The sequence below is a fragment of the Actinomycetospora atypica genome (genome assembly GCF_042653685.1).
Taxonomy (GTDB): Bacteria; Actinomycetota; Actinomycetes; order Mycobacteriales; family Pseudonocardiaceae; genus Actinomycetospora; species Actinomycetospora atypica.
On the sequence record NZ_JBHSIV010000029.1, the window covers coordinates 43056 to 61265 of the forward strand.

An 18210-nucleotide genomic window follows, 5' to 3' on the forward strand; every position below is an offset into this window, starting at 1 on the left:
CGGGCCTTCCGGTGGTCGGAACCGCTGGTCACCGTGGCGGCCGGGCGGCAGGCTGTCGTCGTGCCCGGCCCCGACCCCCGCCTGCGCGAGCTCGCCCTGCTCCGCCGCGTCCGCGACCGGATCGACCGGGAGTACGCGCGGCCGCTCGACGTCGAGGCACTCGCCCGCGGCGTGCACGTCTCCGCGGGCCACCTGAGCCGGGCGTTCAAGGCGGCCTACGGGGAGTCGCCCTACAGCTACCTCATGACCCGACGCATCGAGCGGGCGATGGCGCTCCTGCGTCGCGGCGACCTCTCGGTCACCGAGGTCTGCTTCGCGGTGGGGTGCGCCTCGCTCGGGACGTTCTCCACCCGGTTCTCCGAGCTCGTCGGGATGTCGCCCGGCCGCTACCGCCGCCTCGCCACCGAGCACGCCACGGACCTGCCGACGTGTGTGGCCAAGCAGGCGCTGCGACCGGTCAGGAATCGAGAAGCAGCCCCGCAGCGGGCGCCCCTAGCGTGACGGCCATGAGCCTCACCATCCACTACGCCTTCCTCCCCGCCACCGACCACGAGGCCTCGCTGGCCTTCTACCGCGACGCGCTCGGCTTCGAGGTCCGCAACGACGTCGGCTACGGCGACATGCGCTGGATCACCCTCGGGTCGCCGGACCAGCCGGAGACCTCGCTCGTGATCGAGCCACCTGCGGTCGACCCGGGGCTGACCGACGACGAGCGCCGGACGATCTCCGAGCTGATGGCCAAGGGCTGCTACGCCCGCGTCGTCCTCGGGACCACCGACCTCGCCGGGACCTTCGAGCGCGTGCAGGCGACGGGCGCCGACGTCGTCCAGGAGCCGGCCGACCAGCCCTACGGGGTACGGGACTGTGCGTTCCGGGATCCGGCGGGCAACCTGATCCGCATCAACCAGGTGTGACGCCGCTCGCCTCCGTAGCATGACGTACGTTATGGTGCGCGGGACGCCGTCGTCTCGATCGGAGGACCCCGCCATGAAGATCGTCGTGGACTACGACAGGTGCAGCGGCCTGGGGATGTGCGAGTCCGTCGCGCCCGACGTGTTCGAGGTCGAGGACGACGGGTCGCTGACCCTGCACCTCACCGAGGTCCCCGACGGCCGCGAGGACGAGCTGCGGCAGGCCTGCGAGGCCTGCCCCACCGAGGCGCTCTCGCTGCAGGACTAGGCGATGACCACCACGGAGCAGGCTCCCGACAAGCCCGACCACGACCCGCTCGACCTGTCCTCGCTCGACTTCTGGTCGCGGTCGTCCGCCGAGCGGGAGGAGTCGTTCGCGCAGCTGCGCGCGGAGCGGCCGATCTCCTGGCACCCCGCCGCCGAGGGCGTCATGGGCGTCCCGGAGGGCGAGGACGGCTTCTGGGCCGTCGTGCGGCACGAGGACATCGCCCACGTGTCGAAGAACCCGAAGATCTTCTGCTCCGGGCAGGGCGTGCAGTTCCAGGACGCGCCGCCCGAGCTGCTCGAGGCGAGCCAGTCCTTCCTCGCGATGGACTCGCCCCGCCACACCCAGCTCCGGAAGCTGGTCGGCTCCGCGTTCACGCCGAAGCAGATCGCGAAGCTGGAGGACACGATCGCGCAGCGCGCCGGCGCGATCGTCGACGAGCTCCTCGAGCACGGCGACGGCGACTTCGTGCAGCTCGTCTGCCGCCGGCTCCCGATGGCGATGATCTACGACATGATGGGGCTGCCGGAGGAGCAGCAGGACTCCCTCGCCGAGGCCGCCGACCTCCTGGTCAGCGCGAACGACCCGGAGGTCCGCGCGGCCCACGGCACGGACGACCCGCTGGAACTCATGGGGCGGGCCCTCATGCAGCTGCTGGGGCCGGGCCTCGAGGCGGCCGACGAGCGCCGCCGGCACCCGCGCGACGACCTCATGACGAACCTCGTCCAGGCCGAGGTCGACGGGCAGTCGCTCACCGACGAGGAGATCGGCGCGTTCTTCGTGCTGCTCTCGGTGGCCGGCAACGACACGACCCGCAACACCATCGCCCACGCCGCGGTGGCGCTGACCGAGTTCCGTGACCAGCGCACCGCGCTCGCCGGGGACCTCGACGGCCTGCTGCCCACCGCGATCGAGGAGATGGTGCGCTGGGCCTCGCCCGTGCTCACCTTCCGGCGCACCGCCACCCAGGACACCGAGCTCCGCGGACAGCGGATCGCCGAGGGCGACAAGGTCGTCATGTTCTACGAGTCGGGCAACCGCGACACCGACGTGTTCGCCGACCCGCTGCGCTTCGACGTGGGGCGCGACCCGAACCCGCACCAGGGCTTCGGCGGCGGCGGACCGCACTTCTGCATGGGCAACATGCTCGCCCGCACACAGCTGAGCCAGATCTGGCGCCGGCTGCTGACCGTCGCGCCCGACTTCGAGGTCGGGGAGCCGTCGCGGCTCACGAGCAACTTCGTCAACGCGGTGAAGTCGTTGCCGATCCGGCTCCGGTGAGCACCTGTGAGCACTGGTCCGTGTCCGGGCACGGACCAGTGCTCAGGGGCCGTCAGGCACCCACGCGCTCGTCGTAGGCCGAGCGGGCCGACCGGTCGGCGTTCGCCAGGACCCCCGAGGCGCCGAGGAGGCGGCTCACCGTGTCGCGCACGATCCGCGGCATGAGCGTCATCGCCACGTAGAGCGGCCGGCCCGTCGACGGCACCCAGGTCTCGAACCGCGGGCGGGCGATCACCGCCACGATCGACTCCGCGACCTCCTCGGCGGTCACGGTCCTCTGGCCGCGGACGGTGCCGAGGCCGGCGCCGAGCTCGGTCGACACGATCATCGGGATCACCACCGAGGCGTCCACGCCGGTGCCCTCGAGCTCGGAGCGCAGCGCCTCGGTGAGTCCGACGACGGCGTACTTGGTCGCGCTGTAGGTGGCCGCGCCGGAGAGCGCGACCCGGCCGACCGCCGACGACACGTTGACCACGTGGCCGCGCCCGCGCGCGAGCATCGTCGGGACCGCGAGCTTCACCCCGTGCAGCACGCCGTGCAGGTTCACGTCGACGATCCGGCGGGCGCGTTCGTCGGGCTCGTCCACGAGCGGGCCGAGCGGCATGATCCCGGCGTTGTTCACGAGGACGTCCACCGGTCCGAGTGCCTCGGCGGCCGCGTCCAGGAACGCCGCGAACGACGCCCTGTCGGTGACGTCGAGGGGCAGGCCCACCACCCGCGAACCGGTGGGGTCGACGTCGCCGGCGACCTGCGCGGTGTGCTCGCCGTCGAGGTCGCCGATCGCCACGCGGGCGCCGTGCGCGACGAGGGCGCGCGTGGTCGCGAGACCGATGCCGCGGGCCCCGCCGGTGATCGCGACGACGAGGTGGGGCAGGGCGGTGGGGTGCGGCATCGGGTCCTCTCAGGGTGACGGCTGCTCCGCCGGGACACGGCGGTGCAGGTGCGCGACCGCGTGGGTGCGGACGAGCTCCTCGAACTGGTCGAGCAGGGCGGCGAGGTCGACGGGCGGCCCCGAGTGGTGGAGCTGCTGGTGTCCCACGAGCAGGCTCAGGCCGACCTCGGCCAGGGTCGCGACGAGGGCCTCGTCGTCGACGAGGGGCGTCAGGACCTCGCGCAGGGCCGCCCGGCGCCGGTCGTCGACCCGCTGCTGCGCCGCGGCGACCATCGCGTCGGTGCCGGCCCAGCGGCGGATCGCGGTCTCGGCCGCGTGCGGCACGGTGAGCGCGAGCCGCTTCATCAGGTGCACGCGCTCCACCGGGTCGTGCTCCCGGCGCACCAGCTCGACGATGCGGTCGACCTCCTCACCGCTCCAGTGCTCCAGCAGCGCGGCGACGAAGGCGTCCCAGTTGGCGAAGTGGTGGTAGAAACTGCCGCTGGTCACGCCCACCTCGCGACAGAGGCGGCCGATCCGCAGGGCGGGCAGACCGGGCCCGGAGAGCAGTTCCATGGCGGACGCGAAGAAGGTCTCGGGGGAGGCCGTGCGGGCCATGGCGGTGGGCCCTCCCTCGCGCGGTCGTCTCTTGTGACCGGACCATAACGCACTATACGTTGTGTCGGCAGTCGTGATCATTCTCGAGAGGACGCCGATGTCCGTCGCGCACGCCCCGTCGTCCACCCCGGTGGCCGACGCCGTCGCCGCCGCGCGGGAGGCGTTCGACTCGGGGCGCACCCGGTCGCTCGCCTGGCGCCGGGGCCAGCTGTCCGCCCTCGAGCGCCTGCTCGCCGAGTGCGAGCACGAGCTCGTCGCGGCCCTCGCCGCCGACCTCGGCCGCCCGGCCGTCGACGCCTGGCTCGCCGACCTCTCGTCCACCGCCGCCGAGTCGCGCTACGCGCGCCGGTACCTCGGCTGGTGGGCCCGGCCCCGCGTCACCGGCGTGCCGCTGGGCGTCGCGCCGGCCGTCGGTCTCTGGCGTCCCGAGCCGGTCGGCGTCGTCGCGATCGTCGGGCCGTGGAACTACCCCGTCTACCTGACGCTCGCCCCGCTGGTCGCGGCGCTGGCCGCGGGCGACACCGCGGTGCTCAAGCCCAGCGAGTACGCCCCCGCCACGGCGGAGGCGCTCGCCCGGCTGGTCCCGCGCTACCTCGACCCGCAGGCGGTCACGGTGGTGCAGGGCGGACCGGCCGAGACCCAGGAGCTCATCGGCGCGGGCGTCGACCACGTGTTCTTCACCGGCAGCCCGGAGGTGGGCGCGAAGGTCGCCGAGGCCGCGGGCCGCCTCCTCGTCCCGGTCACCCTCGAGCTCGGCGGCAAGAGCCCGACGATCGTCGACGCCTCCGCCGACGTGGCCGTCGCCGCCCGCCGAGTCGCGTGGACCAAGCTCATGAACTCGGGTCAGACCTGCGTCGCGCCCGACTACGTGCTCGTGCACCGCGACGTCGCCGACGCCTTCGTCGACGGGTTCACGGCCGCCGCGCGCGAGATGCGCGAGGGGGACCTCGCGATGCGGGTGGTCGACGACCGCCACGGTGCCCGGGTGCGCGGCCTGCTCACCGACCACGGCGGCACGGTGGTGCTCGGCGGCGACACCTCGGTGACCACCGCCGGCGCCGACGAGCTCGCCGGCCCCGGCGTCGACCTCACCGTGGTCCGGGACCCCGACCCCGACTCGGCCCTGATGCGCGAGGAGATCTTCGGGCCGGTCCTGCCGGTGCTCACGGTCGACTCGATGGACGAGGCGGTCGCGTTCGTCGAGGCCCGCCCGCGCCCGCTCGCCACCTACGTCTTCAGCCGGACCCGGGAGACGATCGCCGCGGTCCGCGACCGCGTCGCCACCGGCGGCATCGTCGCGAACCACAGATGTTCCACGTGCTCGTGCCGCAGCTGCCCTTCGGCGGCATCGGCCGCAGCGGGACCGGCGCCTACCACGGCAAGTGGGGCTTCGAGGCGCTGAGCCACCGCCGCCCGACGCTGGTCAAGCCGACCTGGCCCGACCCGTCGCTGGTCTACCCGCCCTACGCGGAGACGACGAAGCGCCTGCTGCGCAAGATTTTCTGACGGCTCGAAGGAGAGCAATCGTGTACCCAGGGACCTTCGCCGCCTCCGCCCCGGAGCGGCCCGCCGTCGTCGTCGCCGAGACCGGCGAGACCATGACCTACGCCGAGCTCGACCGGGAGTCGACCCGGCTCGCCCGCGCCCTGGCCGAGCAGGGCCTGCGCCGCGGCGACGTCGTCGCCATGCTCGCCGACAACACCCCGTGGGCGTTCGTCGTCTACTGGGCGGCGCAGCGCTCGGGCCTCTACATCACGGCGATCAACCACCACCTCGCGCCCGACGAGGCCGCCTACATCGTCGACGACTGCGGCGCCCGCGTGCTCGTGGTCGCCGGCGAGCGCCCGGCACTGCGGGAGCTCGCCGTCGCCCTCCTCGACCGCACGCCCGGGGTCGAGCACCGGCTCGCCCTCGACGGTGACCTCGACGGCCACGAGGACGGCGCGGCGCTGCTGGCGGCCACCTCGGCCGAGCCGCTCGCCGACCAGCCGCGCGGCAGCGACATGCTCTACTCCTCGGGCACCACCGGACGCCCCAAGGGCATCAAGCCGACCCTGCCCGAGCGTCAGGTCGACGAGCCCGGCGACCTCATGCTCGCCGTGTTCGGACGGCTCTACGGGTTCGGCGAGGACACCGTCTACCTGTCCCCGGCGCCGGTCTACCACGCCGCGCCGCTGCGCTACGGCGGCATGATCCACTCCACCGGCGGCACCGTGGTGCTGATGCGCCGCTTCGATGCCGAGGGCGCCCTGGCCGCGATCCAGCGCCACCGCGTCACCCACGGACAGTTCGTCCCGACGATGTTCGTGCGCCTGCTCAAGCTCCCGCGGGAGACCAGGGAGGCCTACGACGTGTCGAGCCTGCGCGTCGTGGTCCACGCGGCGGCGCCGTGCCCGGTCGACGTCAAGCGGGCGATGATCGACTGGTGGGGCCCGGTGCTGCAGGAGTACTACGCCTCCACCGAGGCCAACGGCGTCACGCTCATCGACTCGGCGACCTGGCTGGAGCACCCCGGCTCGGTCGGCCGCGCCGCGCTCGGCGTCCTCCACATCTGCGACGACGAGGGCCGGGAGCTCCCCGCCGGCGAGGTCGGCACGGTGTACTTCGAGCGCGACGAGGTCCCGTTCGCCTACCACAACGACGAGGACAAGACCCGCTCCGCGCAGCACCCCGAGCACCCGACCTGGACGACGACGGGCGACCTCGGCCGCGTGGACGACGAGGGCTTCCTCTACCTCACCGACCGCAGGAGCTTCATGATCATCTCCGGCGGGGTGAACATCTACCCGCAGGAGATCGAGGACGCCCTCGCGCTCCACCCGCGTGTGCTCGACGTGGCCGTCGTCGGCATTCCGGACGAGGACATGGGCGAGTCCGTCCTCGCGGTCGTCAGCCCCGAACCGGGCACGGCCGCGGACGACACGCTCGCCGAGGAGCTGCTGGACCACCTGCGGGGCCGCATCTCGGGCTACAAGGTGCCGAGGCGGCTCGTGTTCGACGACGACCTCCCGCGCACGCCCACCGGCAAGCTGGTCAAGGGGCAGCTGCGCGAGCGCTACGCGTCCGCGGGCGTCGGCGGACCGGCGTGACCGACGCGTACCGCGGCGGCGCCGGGTCGCCGCTGGTGCTGCTGCACGGGGCGTCGGTGTCCTGGCGCAGCTGGGAGCCCGTCCTCCCCGCGCTCGGGGAGCACCACCGCGTCTTCGCCCCGACCATGCCCGGCCACCGCGGCGGGCCGTTCTGGGACACCGGCGCCGGCCCGTTCACGATCGACCGGCTCACCGACGAGGTGTGCGCCCAGCTCGACGCGGAGGGGATCGGGACCGCGCACGTCGTCGGGAACTCCCTGGGCGGCTGGGTGGCCCTGGAGCTCGTGCGGCGCGGCCGGGTCCGCTCGGCGGTGGCGATCTCCCCGGCCGGCGGCTGGCGCTCGGGGTGGGACCTGCGCCGGCTGCTGTGGACCTTCCGCGTGCTCCGCGCCGTGTCCCGGCCCGCCTTCGGACCCGTGCTCGCCGCGCGCCCGGCCCTGCGCCGGGCCCTGCTGCGCAAGACGATGGAGCACGGCGAGCGGATCGACCCGGCGCTCGTCCCCGACATGGTCGCCGACGTCCGGGGCTGCGACGTGCTGCTCCCGTTGCTCGACGCCGCCGCCGGGCACGGCTCCACCCGCGAGCTGCGCGACCTCCCGTGCCCGGTGCGCATCGCCTGGGCCGAGCGCGACCGCATGATCCCGTGGCGCTCCTACGGGGCGCCGATGCGTCGGATCGTGCCGGAGGCCGAGTTCGTCCGGCTGCCCGGCGTGGGGCACGTCCCGATGTGGGACGACCCGGAGCTCGTCGTCGACGCGATCCTCGGCGTCACCCTGCCCGTCGACTCCCGGGAGCGTGAGCCCGCATGACCCTCGTCCCGCCGCAGGACGCCCTCTTCCTCCTCGGCGAGTCGCGGGAGAACCCGACCCACGTCACGGCGCTGCAGATCCTCCGTCCGCCCGAGGACCGCCGCGAGCAGTGGCTCGAGGACTTCCACGCCGCCCTCGTCGACCCCACTGACGTCAAGAGCGCCTTCACCCGCAAGCCGGTCCGGTCGTGGTCCACGGCCGGCGCGTGGTCCTGGGAGCCGGACGACGACCTCGACGTCGCGGCCCACGTGCGCCGGACCGCGCTGCCCGAGCCCGGACGGGTCCGGGAGCTGCTCGAGCACGTCTCCGCCCTGCACTCCCGGCTGCTCGACCGCAGCCGCCCGCTGTGGGAGGCGGAGATGGTGACCGGGCTGGCCGACGGCCGCGTCGCCCTGGTGACGAAGATGCACCACTCGCTGTTCGACGGCATCACCCTGAGTCGGCACATCGTCTCCGGGCTGTCCTTCGACCCCGACACCCGCGGGTGCCGGCCGCCGTGGCGTCGTCCGGTCGGCCGGACGCCGTCCCCGTCGTCGTCGGCCGGTGGCGGCACGATCGGCGACCTGATCAGCAGCGCCGCCGGCATGGCCTCCGGCGTGCTCGGCGGGCTCCCGGCCCTGGGGAAGGCGCTCGCGCAGGTGGCCACCGGCGACATCGGCGTCGCCTTCGCCGCCCCGCCCACCCGCTTCAACTGGCGGCTGTCCGGGCGGCGCCGCTTCGCCGGGGACGCCTGGGCGCACGACCGGCTCACGGCGGTGGCGGGCCGCACCGGGGCCACGGTCAACGACGTCGGCCTCGCGATGTGCTCGGGCGCCCTGCGGGCCTATCTCGCCGACCTCGGGGAACTGCCCGGGCGTTCGCTCGTCGCCATGGTGCCGGTGTCGCTGCGGGGCACCGACACCTCCGCGGCGGCCACCCAGGGCAACTCCTGGGGGTCGGTCTACTGCGTCCTCGGCACCGACCTCGCTGACCCGGCGGCCCGGCTCGCGCAGGTGCAGGCGTCGATGACCCAGGGCAAGGCGGCGCTGCGCGCGCTCGACCCGACGACGTCGGTGGCCCTCAACGTCGCGACGATGGGGCTCGCCGCACTCCCGACGCTGCGGCTCCTGCCGCAGCCGCCGCGCCCCGTCGTCAACCTGATCATCTCGAACGTGCCCTCGACCGAGGAACCGCAGTACTTCGACGGCGCCGAGGTGACCGACAACTACCCGGTGTCGATGGTGTCCGACGGGCAGGCCCTCAACATCACGTTGCTGCGCTACGCCGACCGCATGGCCTTCGGGCTGACCGGGTGCCCGAGGGCCGTCCCGCACCTGCAGCGGCTCCTCGGGCACCTCGACACGGCGCTGGGTGAGCTGGAGGACGCGGTCTAGCCGATGTGGGCGAGGACCATCGCGGCCAGCTCGTCGGGGGCTTCGTCGGGAATCCAGTGGCTGACGCCCGGCAGGACCTCGAGGCGGTAGGGCGCGCGGACGAAGCGCGGGTTGTTGTCGATCGCGGCGCGCGTGACGAAGGCGTCGCCGTCGCTCCAGACCTGCAGGGCCGGGCGCTGCACCGGGCGCTGCGTGTAACCGGGGGCGGCGAACGGCAGGGCGCGGTACCAGTTGACCGGCCCGGTCAGGTGGCCGGACAGGGCGGCGGCGTCGCGGCGCGCGGCGTCGCGGCGCTGCCCGCCGCGCTGCAGGACGGCGGCCATGCGGCGCTCGTCGCCGAGCAGGGCCTCGGGGAGCCCCGGGAGCTGGAAGGCGCCGATGTACCAGGAGTGCGGCAGCTGCGGCCCGGCGTAGAGCGCCCGGACGAAGGCGGCCGGGTGCGGCACCGACACCCCGGTCACCGTCCGCACGAGCTCCGGGCGGTGCGCGGCGAGCGCCCACGCGACGACGGCGCCCCAGTCGTGCCCCACCACGTGCACCGATCCGGCGCCGGACGACTCGATCAGCGCGGCCGCGTCGTCGACGAGGTGCTCGAGCCGGTAGGCCGACCGGCCGGCGGGGCGGGCGCCGGGGGAGTAGCCGCGCTGGTCGGGGGCGAGCGTGCGCAGGCCCGCGGCGTGCAGGTGCGCCGCGACGGGATCCCAGGACGCCGAGGTCTGGGGGAAGCCGTGCAGCAGCAGCACCGTCTCGTCGGCGTCGGCCGGACCCCGGTCGGTGACGTCGAAGCGCAGGGCGCCGCGGGTGAAGGCGGTCAGGGGCATGGGCCCATCCTGCCCCGGGGGCGGGGCGGTGTCGGCGACACGACACCGAACGGGCCTCGCCCGGGCGGATGTCACGTTACGGTCGGTACACCCAGCACGGGAGAAGGACAGGACCGCCGGAAGGACCCGATGAACCCCCGCCTGCGACTCCTGATCATCGTGCTGGTCGTCGCGATCGTCCTGTACTTCATCATCGCCCAGCCCGACAACGCGGCGGCCACCGTCCGCGGCATCCTCGCCGCGATCGGGGACGCCGTGGAGCAGATCATCCGCTTCTTCCGGGGCCTGACGGCCTAGCCCGTGAGGATGCGCCGCACGAGGTGCATCGCCAGCACCACCGAGCGCTCGCGGACGTCGCCGCGCTCGCCGGGCAGCACCGGGTCGCGCACGATCTCGGTGCCGTCGGCGGTGCGCACGCAGAAGCAGACGTAGCCGACCGGCTTCTGCTCGGTGCCCCCGCCCGGCCCGGCGATCCCGCTGATGGCCACGGCCACGTCGACGCCGAACCGGTCGATCGCGCCCTGCGCCATCGCCTGCACCGCGGGGACGGAGACCGCACCGTGGGTGTCGAGGACGTCCTGCGGCACGCCCAGCAGGTTCGCCTTCGCCTCGTTGGAGTACGACACGATCCCGCCCTGCACGTGGGCGGAGGCCCCGGCGGGCTCGGTGAGCCGGCCCGCGAGCAGGCCGCCGGTGCACGACTCGGCGGTGGCGATCGTGTGCCCGGAGAGCAGGTCGAAGAGGAGCTCGTCGATCGTCTGCCCGGTGCGGGAGAACACGGCGGCGCCGTGCCGGGCGTCGATCTCGGCGACGACCGCGTCGTGCGCGGTCTCGGCGGCCTCGTCGCCGGGCCGGCGGCGCAGGTCGACCTCCAGGCTGAAGTCGCGCAGGCAGGTGACGATCTCCAGCGGGGCCAGGTCGGTGTGCTCGCCGACGGCCCGCAGCGTCGCCGCGATCTCCGACTCGGGCACCCCGAACAGGCGCAGGTGGGTCTCGAGGAACGGCTCGGTGCGCTCGAGCAGGGCCTGGACGGGGGCGCTCGCCACGGCGTCGTCCCACATGGCGTGGACCTCGCGCGGCGGGCCGGGCAGGACGAGCACGGTGGGGACGCCGTCGCCGGGCGGCACCGCGAGCCCGGGGGCGGTCCCGGCCGGACGGATCGCGGTGGCGCCGCGCGGCACCATCGCCTGCTTGCGGTTCGCCTCGGCCAGCGCGTCGGCGTCCCAGCGGAGCCGGTCGGCGAAGCGCGAGATGATGTCGCCGACCACCTTCTCCATGTGCTCGTCGAGCTCCAGGGGCCGCCCGGTCAGGTCGGCGACCACGGCGGCGGTGAGGTCGTCCGCCGTCGGGCCGAGGCCGCCGCTGGTGACGATCAGGTCGACCCCGGACAGCGAGCGCAGGGCCGCGTCCATCTCCTCGGGCCGGTCGCCGACGAGGACGATCTCAACGACGTCCACCCCCAGCCGCCCGAGCCGCTCGGCGATCCACGGCCCGTTCGCGTCGCGCACCCGGCCCGCGAGCAGCTCGCTGCCGGTGGCGACGATGCCCGCCGTGATCCTCGACCCCGCCATCGGTTCCTCCTCGTCCCGCGTGGAGTTCCATCCCACCAGGGCCGGCAGTCCGCCGCCGATCGGCACCGAGCGTGACCGGTCCTCACCGAGTCGTGGCGACCCTGGCTACGGTACGTGTCTAGATCCTCCGCTTGGGTCCCTACGAGTGATGTCGGAAACCCCCTCACGGCCGCGATTCTTGCGTAGAGTGAGCACGTACCCGATGGAGTGAACCGGCGGCGCGCTGCCGGCGAGAGGGCGAGGAGGGCAGGGTGTCGCCGACGTACGCGTCCTGCAGGACACGCCGGTGAGTCCGGCCACCGTCGTCCTGCTCGGCGCCGCGCTCCTGCTCGTGGTCGGCACCCTCGCGCTGACGACGGCACTGCTGCGCCGCGCCCGGGTCCGTCGCGGCCTCGACCTTCGCACGCTCGGGGCCGTCGGCCGCGCCGTCGCGGGGCACGCCGGGCGTCGCGGGTCCGACGACGGCCGGGAGGCGGCCCGCGGGATCGCCGAGGCGTTGCGGGTCCGGTACGACGCCCGCCGGGTGGTCGTCGCGGTCGCGACGATCGTCGAGCACGCCGGCACCCCCCTCCCGCCCGATCTCCCCGTCGAGGCCCTGGTCGCGCCCGCCGAGGCGTTCCGGTCCGGTCGGGGCGCCTCGCGCTGGCACCACCGCGCGGCCCCCGCCGCGGTCCGCGTCTGGATGGGCCGCCGCGGCGCCACCGAGATCCTCGTGGCGCCCGTCGCGGCGCCCGACCCGCTCGACCCGGTCTCCGGGGAGCGCCCGTCCGACGTCGTCGCGCGCGCCCACCGCGGTGTCATCGAGGTCCACGACCCGGGCCGGGGCGGGGTCCGCCGCGCCGGGGGACGGCGGCGGCCCGGCCCCGCGGCCGTCCGCGGCGAGCTCGCCCTGCTGGCGACGATCGCGCGGCAGGTGGGCGCCGAGGTCGAGAACAGCCGGCTCGAGGCCCGCCTGCGCCGCGACGCCCACCGCGACCCGCTGACCGGCCTGCTCAACCGGCCCGGGTTCCTGCGGGCGGCCGCGGAGCACCTCCGCGACGGCACCGGCGCGGTCGCGGTGGTGTCCTTCGGGATCGTCGAGCAGGTCAACGACACCCTGGGCCACGCCCACGGGGAGCGCTTCGTCGCCCTCGCCGCGCACCGCCTCGACGCCGTGTGCGCGAGTGCCCGGGCGGCCGAGGTGGCCCCGGGGGCCCGGCTCGCGGCCCGGCTGGAGGGCGACACCTTCGCGGTCGTCGTCGAGGGGGTCGACGCCCCGACCGCCCACGCCAGCGCGCAGGAGATGCGCGACGTGCTCGTCCGGCCGCTGGTGATCGAGGACATCCCCTTCGAGGCGCCCGTCCTCGTCGGGGTGGCCGCCGCCGACGCGGCGTCGCTGGCGGGGGAGCGGGACGGCCACGTGCTCGCGTCCCGTTTGCTCGGCCGCGCCGACATCGCCCTGACCGCCGCCCGCGACCGCGGCGAGCCGGTGCGCTGCTACGAGCCCAGCATGGGCGAGCGCGCCGACCGGCGGCTCGCGATCATCCGCGGCTTCGCCCCGGCGGTCGCCGAGGGGCACCTGCGCGTGCACTACCAGCCGACCGTCTCCCTCGAGGGCCGCACCGTCCTGGGGGTGGAGGCCCTCGCGCGCTGGGAGCACCCGGAGCTCGGCCCGCTGCTGCCCGACGAGTTCGTCCCCGTGCTCGAGGCCACCGGCCAGATCGCCGGGCTGACGGCCTTCGTGCTCGACGAGTCCCTCGCCGCCGCCCGCCGCTGGCACGACCGCGGCCTGGACCTGTCGGTGGCCGTGAACATCTCGGTCGGCTCCCTCGACGACGCCTTCCCGGCCCTCGTCGCCGACGCCCTGGCCCGCCACGGCGTCCCGGCGAACCGGCTGATCCTCGAGGTCACCGAGAGCGGGGTCTCGGTGGAGCGGGAGTACGCCCTGCCCGCCCTGCGCCGCCTCCACGCGCTGGGGTGCCGGCTCGCGGTCGACGACTTCGGGACCGGGCAGTCCTCGCTGGCCCACCTCCGTCGCCTGCCGGTCGACACCGTGAAGATCGACAAGAGCTTCGTGCTCGGGATGAGCAGCGAGTCCGGCGACGCCGCGGTGGTCCGCGCGATCGTCGAGATGGGCCACACGCTGGGGCTCACCGTGGTCGCGGAGGGCGTCGAGAACGCCGCCGCGCGGGTCGCCCTGACCGAGATGGGCTGCGACGTGGCGCAGGGCTATCTGGTGTCCAGGCCGCTGCCCGCCCGGTGCCTCGAGCGCTGGCTCGACTCCCTCACGGTCGCAGGGGGTGGCGCACAGGGCGTCGAGGGCGGCCCTGTACGGTGGTTCCTGCCCGCGGGAACGGCGACCGGCACCACCGGAGTCGCCTGAACCGCAGGTAGACTGGCCCCTTTAGCTCAGTCGGCAGAGCGTCTCCATGGTAAGGAGAAGGTCTACGGTTCGATTCCGTAAAGGGGCTCGGTGAGAGGGGACCGGCGGGCACGCCCCGCCGGTTTCGTCATGCCGGGATACGATTCCCGGTGCACCGTGGCGGTGTAGCTCAGGTGGCAGAGCAAGCGGCTCATAATCGCTGTGTCGCCGGTTCAAGTCCGGCCACCGCTACTCAAGCAGATGCGTTCGCAGTAGAAGTCGAGAGGACACTCCCATGGCCGCAACCGACGTGCGCCCCAAGATCACGCTCGCGTGCGAGGAGTGCAAGAACCGCAACTACATCACCAGGAAGAACCGCCGGAACGACCCCGACCGGCTCACCCTGAAGAAGTTCTGCCCCAACTGCGGCACGCACCGCGGGCACCGCGAGACCCGCTGACCGTGCCGCTGGACCCCTCCTTCGTCGGCCGCTCCTGGCCGGCCGTGACCTACGAGGTCGGCCGGGAGAAGGTCAGGGAGTTCGCACTCGCCGTCGGCGCCACCGACCCGGTGCACTCCGACGTGGAGGCGGCCCGCGCCGCCGGACACCCCGACGTGGTCGCCCCGCCGACCTTCCCGGTCGTGTTCACCTGGGCGGCCACCCGTGAGGTCGTCGACGACCCGGCTCTCGGGCTCGACTTCACCCGCGTCGTGCACCGCGACCAGGGTTTCGAGCTGCACCGCCCGGTCGTCGCCGGCGACGTGCTGACGTCCGTCGTCAGCGTCGCCGAGATCAAGGAGCTCGCGGGCAACGACGTCGTCACCTTCCGCTGCGACGTCACCGACCCCGACGGGGCGGCCGTGCTCGTCAGCACCGCGACCCTCGTCGGGCGGGCCTCGTGAGTCTCCCCGAGGTCACCGTCGGCGACGTGGTCCCGGGCCGCGAGGTCGCGGTCACCCGCGCCGACCTGGTCCGCTACGCCGGCGCCTCCGGCGATCTCAACCCGATCCACTGGAACGACCGCACGGCCACCGGGGTCGGCCTGCCCGGCGTCATCGCGCACGGGATGCTGACGATGGCCCTGGCCGCGCAGTTCGTCGCCGACTGGGCGGGCGACCCCGCCGCCGTCCGGTCGTTCTCCACCCGCTTCACCCGCCCGGTCGTCGTCCCCGACGACGACGGGGGCGCGACGATCGCCCTCGGCGCCACGGTGAAGGCCGTGGACGACAACGGGGCGGTCACCCTGGCCGTGACCGCCACGGGACCCGACGGCAAGGGCGTGCTGGGCAAGGCCCTCGCGGTGCTGCGCGCCCGCTAGCCCGCCCGGCCCACCGGCTGGAGCGCCGGACTCAGTCCGAGTCGGACAGCGTGGCGAGGACGGCCCGCGACAGGGCGGCCGAGCCCTGCGCGTTCGGGTGCACGGGGTACGCCGGGTTCGTGGGGATGATGCCCTCGATCCACTTCTTCCCCGGCACCCGGCAGAAGTCGTGCCCCACCGTGGACGTGTAGGTGTCGACGTACGTCGCGTCCCCGGCCCGGGCGGACCGCTGGATGCGGGTGTTCAGGTCGGCCAGGATCCCGCGCAGGTAGGCGGCGTCGCCCGGCGTGATCGGCACCGCCGGGTAGCACCCGGGCCCGGTCGCGGGCAGGACCGACGGGTAGCCGACCAGGGCGACGCGGGCGTCGGGGGAGCGGCGGTGCACCTCGGCGAGGACCGTCGCCAGCGTCGGGCCGAGAGCGGCGATCCGCTGCCGGAGCTGGTCGGTGCCGCCCGTGGTGTAGCGGTCGCGGCAGGGCGTCCCGATCGGCAGCGCCGAGAGGCAGGTCCGGACGATCTCGGAGAAGCCGATGTCGTTGCCGCCGATCCCGACGGTCACCAGCCGCGTCGAGCGGCCCAGCGCCGCGTACTGCGGCGGGTTGACGCCCGCGCTCGTGGACTGCGCCGAACCGAACTCGCGGGCGGTGGCGCCGGCGCAGCTCACGTCGGTGAGCTGGGCGCCGAGCTCCCGCGCGACGAGGTGGGGGTAGTTGTTCGACGAGCGCAGGCACCCGATCGGTGCGCCGGCGGTGAGGCCGGTCAGCGGCGACGACGTGTACGAGTCACCGAGCGCGACGTAGGGGGAGGTCTCCTGCGCGGAGGCCACCCCCGCCGTCCCGACGAGGAGGGCTCCGGCGGTCAGTCCGGCCAGCAGCGACCGCCACATGCGCTCCCCCTCGTCGCGACGTCCCGCGGGACGTCAGGACATCTCGGCGAGGAGGTCGGCCATGCGGCCCACCCCGGTGCGGAGATCGTCGTCGCCCAGCGCGTACGACAGCCGGAAGTATCCCGGGGTCCCGAACGCCTCGCCAGGCACGACGGCCACCTCGGCGTGTTCCAGGATGGCCGCCGCGAGGTCGACCGAGGTCTGCGGGCGCTCGCCGCGCAGCTCGCGGCCGAGCAGTCCCCGGACGTCCGCGTAGGCGTAGAAGGCGCCCCGGGGCGTCGGGCACTCGACCCCGTCGATCGCGGAGAGCATCTCGACGATGGTGCGCCGGCGGCGGTCGAAGGCCGTGCGCATCTCGTCGACCGCGTCGAGCGGGCCGGACACCGCCTCGAGGGCCGCGCGCTGCGCGACGTTGCAGACGTTCGAGGTGACGTGCGACTGCATGTTGGCGGCGGCCTTCACCACGTCTGTCGGGCCGATCAGCCAGCCGACGCGCCACCCCGTCATCGCGTAGGTCTTCGCCACCCCGTTCACGACGATGCAGCGCTCGGCCAGCTCCGGGACGGCCACCGGCATCGAGACGTGCTCGGCGCCGTCGTAGACGAGGTGCTCGTAGATCTCGTCGGCGATCACCCAGATGCCGTGCTCGACGGCCCAGCGACCGACCGCCTCGACCAGCTCGCGCGGGGCGACCGCGCCGGTGGGGTTCGACGGCGAGCACCACAGCAGCACCTTGGTGCGCGGGGTGCGGGCGGCCTCGAGGGCCTCGACGGTCGGCAGGAAGCCGGTCGACGCGTCGGTGTCGACCTGGACCGGTTCCCCGCCGGCCATGCGGGCGGCCTCGGGGTAGGTGGTCCAGAACGGGGCCGGCAGCAGGACCTCGTCGCCCGGGTCGACGATCGTCGCGAAGGCCTCGAAGACGGCCTGCTTGCCGCCGTTGGTGATGAGGACCTGGGAGGCCGAGACCTGCCACCCCGAGTCGCGCAGCGTCTTGGCGGCGACGGCCTCGCGCAGCTCGGGCAGCCCACCCGCGGGGGAGTAGCGGTGGTTCTTCGGGTCGCTGCACGCGGCGACGGCGGCGTCGACGACCGGCTGCGGGGTGGGGAAGTCGGGCTCGCCGGCGCCGAAGCCGATCACCGGGCGGCCGGCCGCCTTCAGGGCCTTCGCCTTCGCGTCGACCGCCAGCGTCGCCGACTCCGCGATGCCCCCGATGCGCTCGGAGATGCGGCGGTCGGAGGCGGCCGGGGAGAGGTCCCCGGAAGGCGTGGACGTGACTGCGGTCATGCGCGGGATTCTTCCAGACCGGCTCCACCGGGATTCGCCCCACCGCAGGGGCCACGACCGGGCGCGGGGAGGGGGTGCCGTAGCATTGGGTGCACAGGGCGATGAGTCCTCGGTCCGACGTGCGTCCGGGTCGTGTGCTCTCCGCTCGGCGGCCCCCGACGGGCCGCCACAGGGGCGTAGCTCAATTGGCAGAGCAGCGGTCTCCAAAACCGCAGGTTGCAGGTTCAAGTCCTGTCGCCCCTGCACCCCGCGCCGGAGACGGTGCGGACACCGCGACCATCGAGACGGCGCCCGGTGCCGCCGGCCGAGCAGCCGGCGGGGCCGCCGGGGTGAGGACGGAACAGTGAGCGAGGACACGGGCGGGCGACGTCGCCCCGGTGCCGACGGTTCCGGGAGCTCCGACGACGCGCGTGCCGAGTCCCGCCCCGTCACCGCCGCCGGGCGGCGTCGGCGCGGTGGAGCCGAGGGCACGGAGACCGGGTCGTCGGTCGCCACGAAGGGCGGCGCGACCCCGTCGCGCGACGGCCGCTCCACCGGGACGTCCGAGGGGTCGCCGATCGCGCGGCTCCGGCGCTTCCTGCGTGAGGTCGTCGCGGAGCTGCGCAAGGTCCACTGGCCGACGCGGCGTCAGATCGTCGTCTACACGGCGGTCGTCCTGGTCTTCGTGGCGTTCATGGTCACGCTGGTCTTCTTCCTGGACCTCGGCTTCCAGAAGCTGACCTTCACCCTGTTCGGCTGACCGCGGACGACCGGAACCCCCTGGCGCACGGC

The 18210-nt window shown here is 74.2% G+C and carries 21 protein-coding genes and 3 tRNA genes; 18 read left to right on the forward strand and 6 right to left on the reverse strand.

The genetic code is table 11. From position 1 onward, the window contains the following. Positions 1-60 precede the first annotated feature (60 nt). The 4 genes from ACFPBZ_RS22475 (at position 61) to ACFPBZ_RS22490 (ending at position 2457) form a co-directional block, all read left to right on the forward strand. Positions 61-501, forward strand: coding sequence for a helix-turn-helix transcriptional regulator (locus ACFPBZ_RS22475; protein ID WP_378038343.1), 441 nt, complete (start codon positions 61-63; stop codon positions 499-501). A 5-nt stretch (positions 502-506) separates the two neighbouring features. Further along, positions 507-914 (forward strand): VOC family protein, encoded by a 408-nt coding sequence (locus ACFPBZ_RS22480; RefSeq protein WP_378038344.1) that lies wholly within the window; start codon positions 507-509, stop codon positions 912-914. Positions 915-987: 73 nt separating this feature from the next. Then, a complete protein-coding gene (locus ACFPBZ_RS22485; RefSeq protein ID WP_378038345.1) occupies positions 988-1179 on the forward strand; it encodes a ferredoxin in 192 nt (63 codons plus the stop codon). A 3-nt stretch (positions 1180-1182) separates the two neighbouring features. Continuing rightward, positions 1183-2457: a cytochrome P450 gene (locus tag ACFPBZ_RS22490; RefSeq protein WP_378038346.1), complete on the forward strand. Its 1275-nt coding sequence runs from the start codon at positions 1183-1185 to the stop codon at positions 2455-2457. Between the two features lie 52 nt (positions 2458-2509). Here the strand turns inward: ACFPBZ_RS22490 and ACFPBZ_RS22495 are convergent, their stop codons facing one another. Next, positions 2510-3349: an SDR family oxidoreductase gene (locus ACFPBZ_RS22495; RefSeq protein ID WP_378038347.1), complete on the reverse strand. Its 840-nt coding sequence runs from the start codon at positions 3347-3349 to the stop codon at positions 2510-2512. A 9-nt stretch (positions 3350-3358) separates the two neighbouring features. Next, a complete protein-coding gene (locus tag ACFPBZ_RS22500) occupies positions 3359-3946 on the reverse strand; it encodes a TetR/AcrR family transcriptional regulator (protein WP_378038348.1) in 588 nt (195 codons plus the stop codon). A gap of 97 nt (positions 3947-4043) precedes the next feature. Between ACFPBZ_RS22500 and ACFPBZ_RS22505 the strand changes: the two genes are divergently transcribed. Genes ACFPBZ_RS22505 through ACFPBZ_RS22525 form a run of 5 tightly spaced genes read left to right on the forward strand, consistent with a single transcriptional unit; the run spans position 4044 to position 9217 of the window. Then, entirely contained in the window at positions 4044-5348 is a 1305-nt protein-coding gene (locus tag ACFPBZ_RS22505; protein ID WP_378038349.1) for an aldehyde dehydrogenase family protein, read from the forward strand. Further along, complete coding sequence (locus ACFPBZ_RS22510) at positions 5264-5452, forward strand: hypothetical protein (protein WP_378038350.1); 189 nt, start codon at positions 5264-5266, stop codon at positions 5450-5452. The genes ACFPBZ_RS22505 and ACFPBZ_RS22510 overlap by 85 nt, the downstream gene beginning before the upstream one ends. Positions 5453-5472: 20 nt before the next feature. Next, positions 5473-7035, forward strand: a complete 1563-nt coding sequence (locus tag ACFPBZ_RS22515; RefSeq protein ID WP_378038351.1) for an acyl-CoA synthetase — start codon at positions 5473-5475, stop codon at positions 7033-7035. Next, positions 7032-7844, forward strand: coding sequence for an alpha/beta fold hydrolase (locus ACFPBZ_RS22520; protein ID WP_378038352.1), 813 nt, complete (start codon positions 7032-7034; stop codon positions 7842-7844). Before ACFPBZ_RS22515 ends, ACFPBZ_RS22520 begins: the two co-directional genes overlap by 4 nt. Beyond that, positions 7841-9217: a WS/DGAT/MGAT family O-acyltransferase gene (locus tag ACFPBZ_RS22525; protein WP_378038353.1), complete on the forward strand. Its 1377-nt coding sequence runs from the start codon at positions 7841-7843 to the stop codon at positions 9215-9217. Before ACFPBZ_RS22520 ends, ACFPBZ_RS22525 begins: the two co-directional genes overlap by 4 nt. On the opposite strand, the gene ACFPBZ_RS22530 is transcribed toward ACFPBZ_RS22525, so the two are convergent. Further along, positions 9214-10038, reverse strand: coding sequence for an alpha/beta fold hydrolase (locus ACFPBZ_RS22530; protein WP_378038354.1), 825 nt, complete (start codon positions 10036-10038; stop codon positions 9214-9216). The genes ACFPBZ_RS22525 and ACFPBZ_RS22530 overlap by 4 nt on opposite strands. A 129-nt stretch (positions 10039-10167) precedes the next feature. Here ACFPBZ_RS22530 and ACFPBZ_RS22535 point away from each other — a divergent pair, with 129 nt between their 5' ends. Further along, on the forward strand, positions 10168-10335 hold the full coding sequence (locus ACFPBZ_RS22535; protein WP_378038355.1) for a hypothetical protein: 168 nt from the start codon (positions 10168-10170) through the stop codon (positions 10333-10335). On the opposite strand, the gene ACFPBZ_RS22540 is transcribed toward ACFPBZ_RS22535, so the two are convergent. After that, positions 10332-11609 (reverse strand): competence/damage-inducible protein A, encoded by a 1278-nt coding sequence (locus tag ACFPBZ_RS22540; protein ID WP_378038356.1) that lies wholly within the window; start codon positions 11607-11609, stop codon positions 10332-10334. The two genes, ACFPBZ_RS22535 and ACFPBZ_RS22540, sit on opposite strands and share 4 nt — an antisense overlap. Positions 11610-11895: 286 nt before the next feature. On the opposite strand from ACFPBZ_RS22540, the gene ACFPBZ_RS22545 reads away from it, so the two are divergent. The 6 genes from ACFPBZ_RS22545 (at position 11896) to ACFPBZ_RS22570 (ending at position 15269) form a co-directional block, all read left to right on the forward strand. Continuing rightward, complete coding sequence (locus tag ACFPBZ_RS22545; protein WP_378038357.1) at positions 11896-13971, forward strand: putative bifunctional diguanylate cyclase/phosphodiesterase; 2076 nt, start codon at positions 11896-11898, stop codon at positions 13969-13971. A 15-nt stretch (positions 13972-13986) separates the two neighbouring features. Beyond that, positions 13987-14059: transfer RNA gene (locus tag ACFPBZ_RS22550), tRNA-Thr, on the forward strand. A 70-nt stretch (positions 14060-14129) separates the two neighbouring features. Continuing rightward, positions 14130-14202 (forward strand) — tRNA-Met (locus ACFPBZ_RS22555). Positions 14203-14245: 43 nt separating this feature from the next. Next, positions 14246-14410, forward strand: a complete 165-nt coding sequence (rpmG, locus tag ACFPBZ_RS22560) for a 50S ribosomal protein L33 (RefSeq protein WP_230756020.1) — start codon at positions 14246-14248, stop codon at positions 14408-14410. Between the two features lie 2 nt (positions 14411-14412). Further along, the gene (locus ACFPBZ_RS22565) at positions 14413-14853 is read left to right on the forward strand and encodes an FAS1-like dehydratase domain-containing protein (protein ID WP_378038358.1); all 441 of its coding nucleotides are present in this window, start codon (positions 14413-14415) and stop codon (positions 14851-14853) included. After that, the gene (locus tag ACFPBZ_RS22570) at positions 14850-15269 is read left to right on the forward strand and encodes a MaoC/PaaZ C-terminal domain-containing protein (RefSeq protein ID WP_378038359.1); all 420 of its coding nucleotides are present in this window, start codon (positions 14850-14852) and stop codon (positions 15267-15269) included. Before ACFPBZ_RS22565 ends, ACFPBZ_RS22570 begins: the two co-directional genes overlap by 4 nt. A gap of 31 nt (positions 15270-15300) precedes the next feature. Here ACFPBZ_RS22570 and ACFPBZ_RS22575 read toward each other — a convergent pair whose 3' ends face one another. Both ACFPBZ_RS22575 and ACFPBZ_RS22580 read right to left on the reverse strand, forming a co-directional pair. Further along, positions 15301-16155 (reverse strand): SGNH/GDSL hydrolase family protein, encoded by an 855-nt coding sequence (locus tag ACFPBZ_RS22575; RefSeq protein ID WP_378038360.1) that lies wholly within the window; start codon positions 16153-16155, stop codon positions 15301-15303. 33 nt (positions 16156-16188) lie between these two features. Continuing rightward, positions 16189-17439 carry a pyridoxal phosphate-dependent aminotransferase gene (locus ACFPBZ_RS22580; RefSeq protein ID WP_378038361.1) on the reverse strand — a complete coding sequence of 417 codons (1251 nt, stop codon included), beginning with the start codon at positions 17437-17439 and terminating at the stop codon, positions 16189-16191. A 170-nt stretch (positions 17440-17609) separates the two neighbouring features. Here ACFPBZ_RS22580 and ACFPBZ_RS22585 point away from each other — a divergent pair. Both ACFPBZ_RS22585 and secE read left to right on the forward strand, forming a co-directional pair. After that, positions 17610-17682 (forward strand) — tRNA-Trp (locus ACFPBZ_RS22585). A 100-nt stretch (positions 17683-17782) separates the two neighbouring features. Beyond that, positions 17783-18178 (forward strand): preprotein translocase subunit SecE, encoded by a 396-nt coding sequence (gene secE / locus ACFPBZ_RS22590; RefSeq protein WP_378038362.1) that lies wholly within the window; start codon positions 17783-17785, stop codon positions 18176-18178. Positions 18179-18210 lie beyond the last annotated feature (32 nt).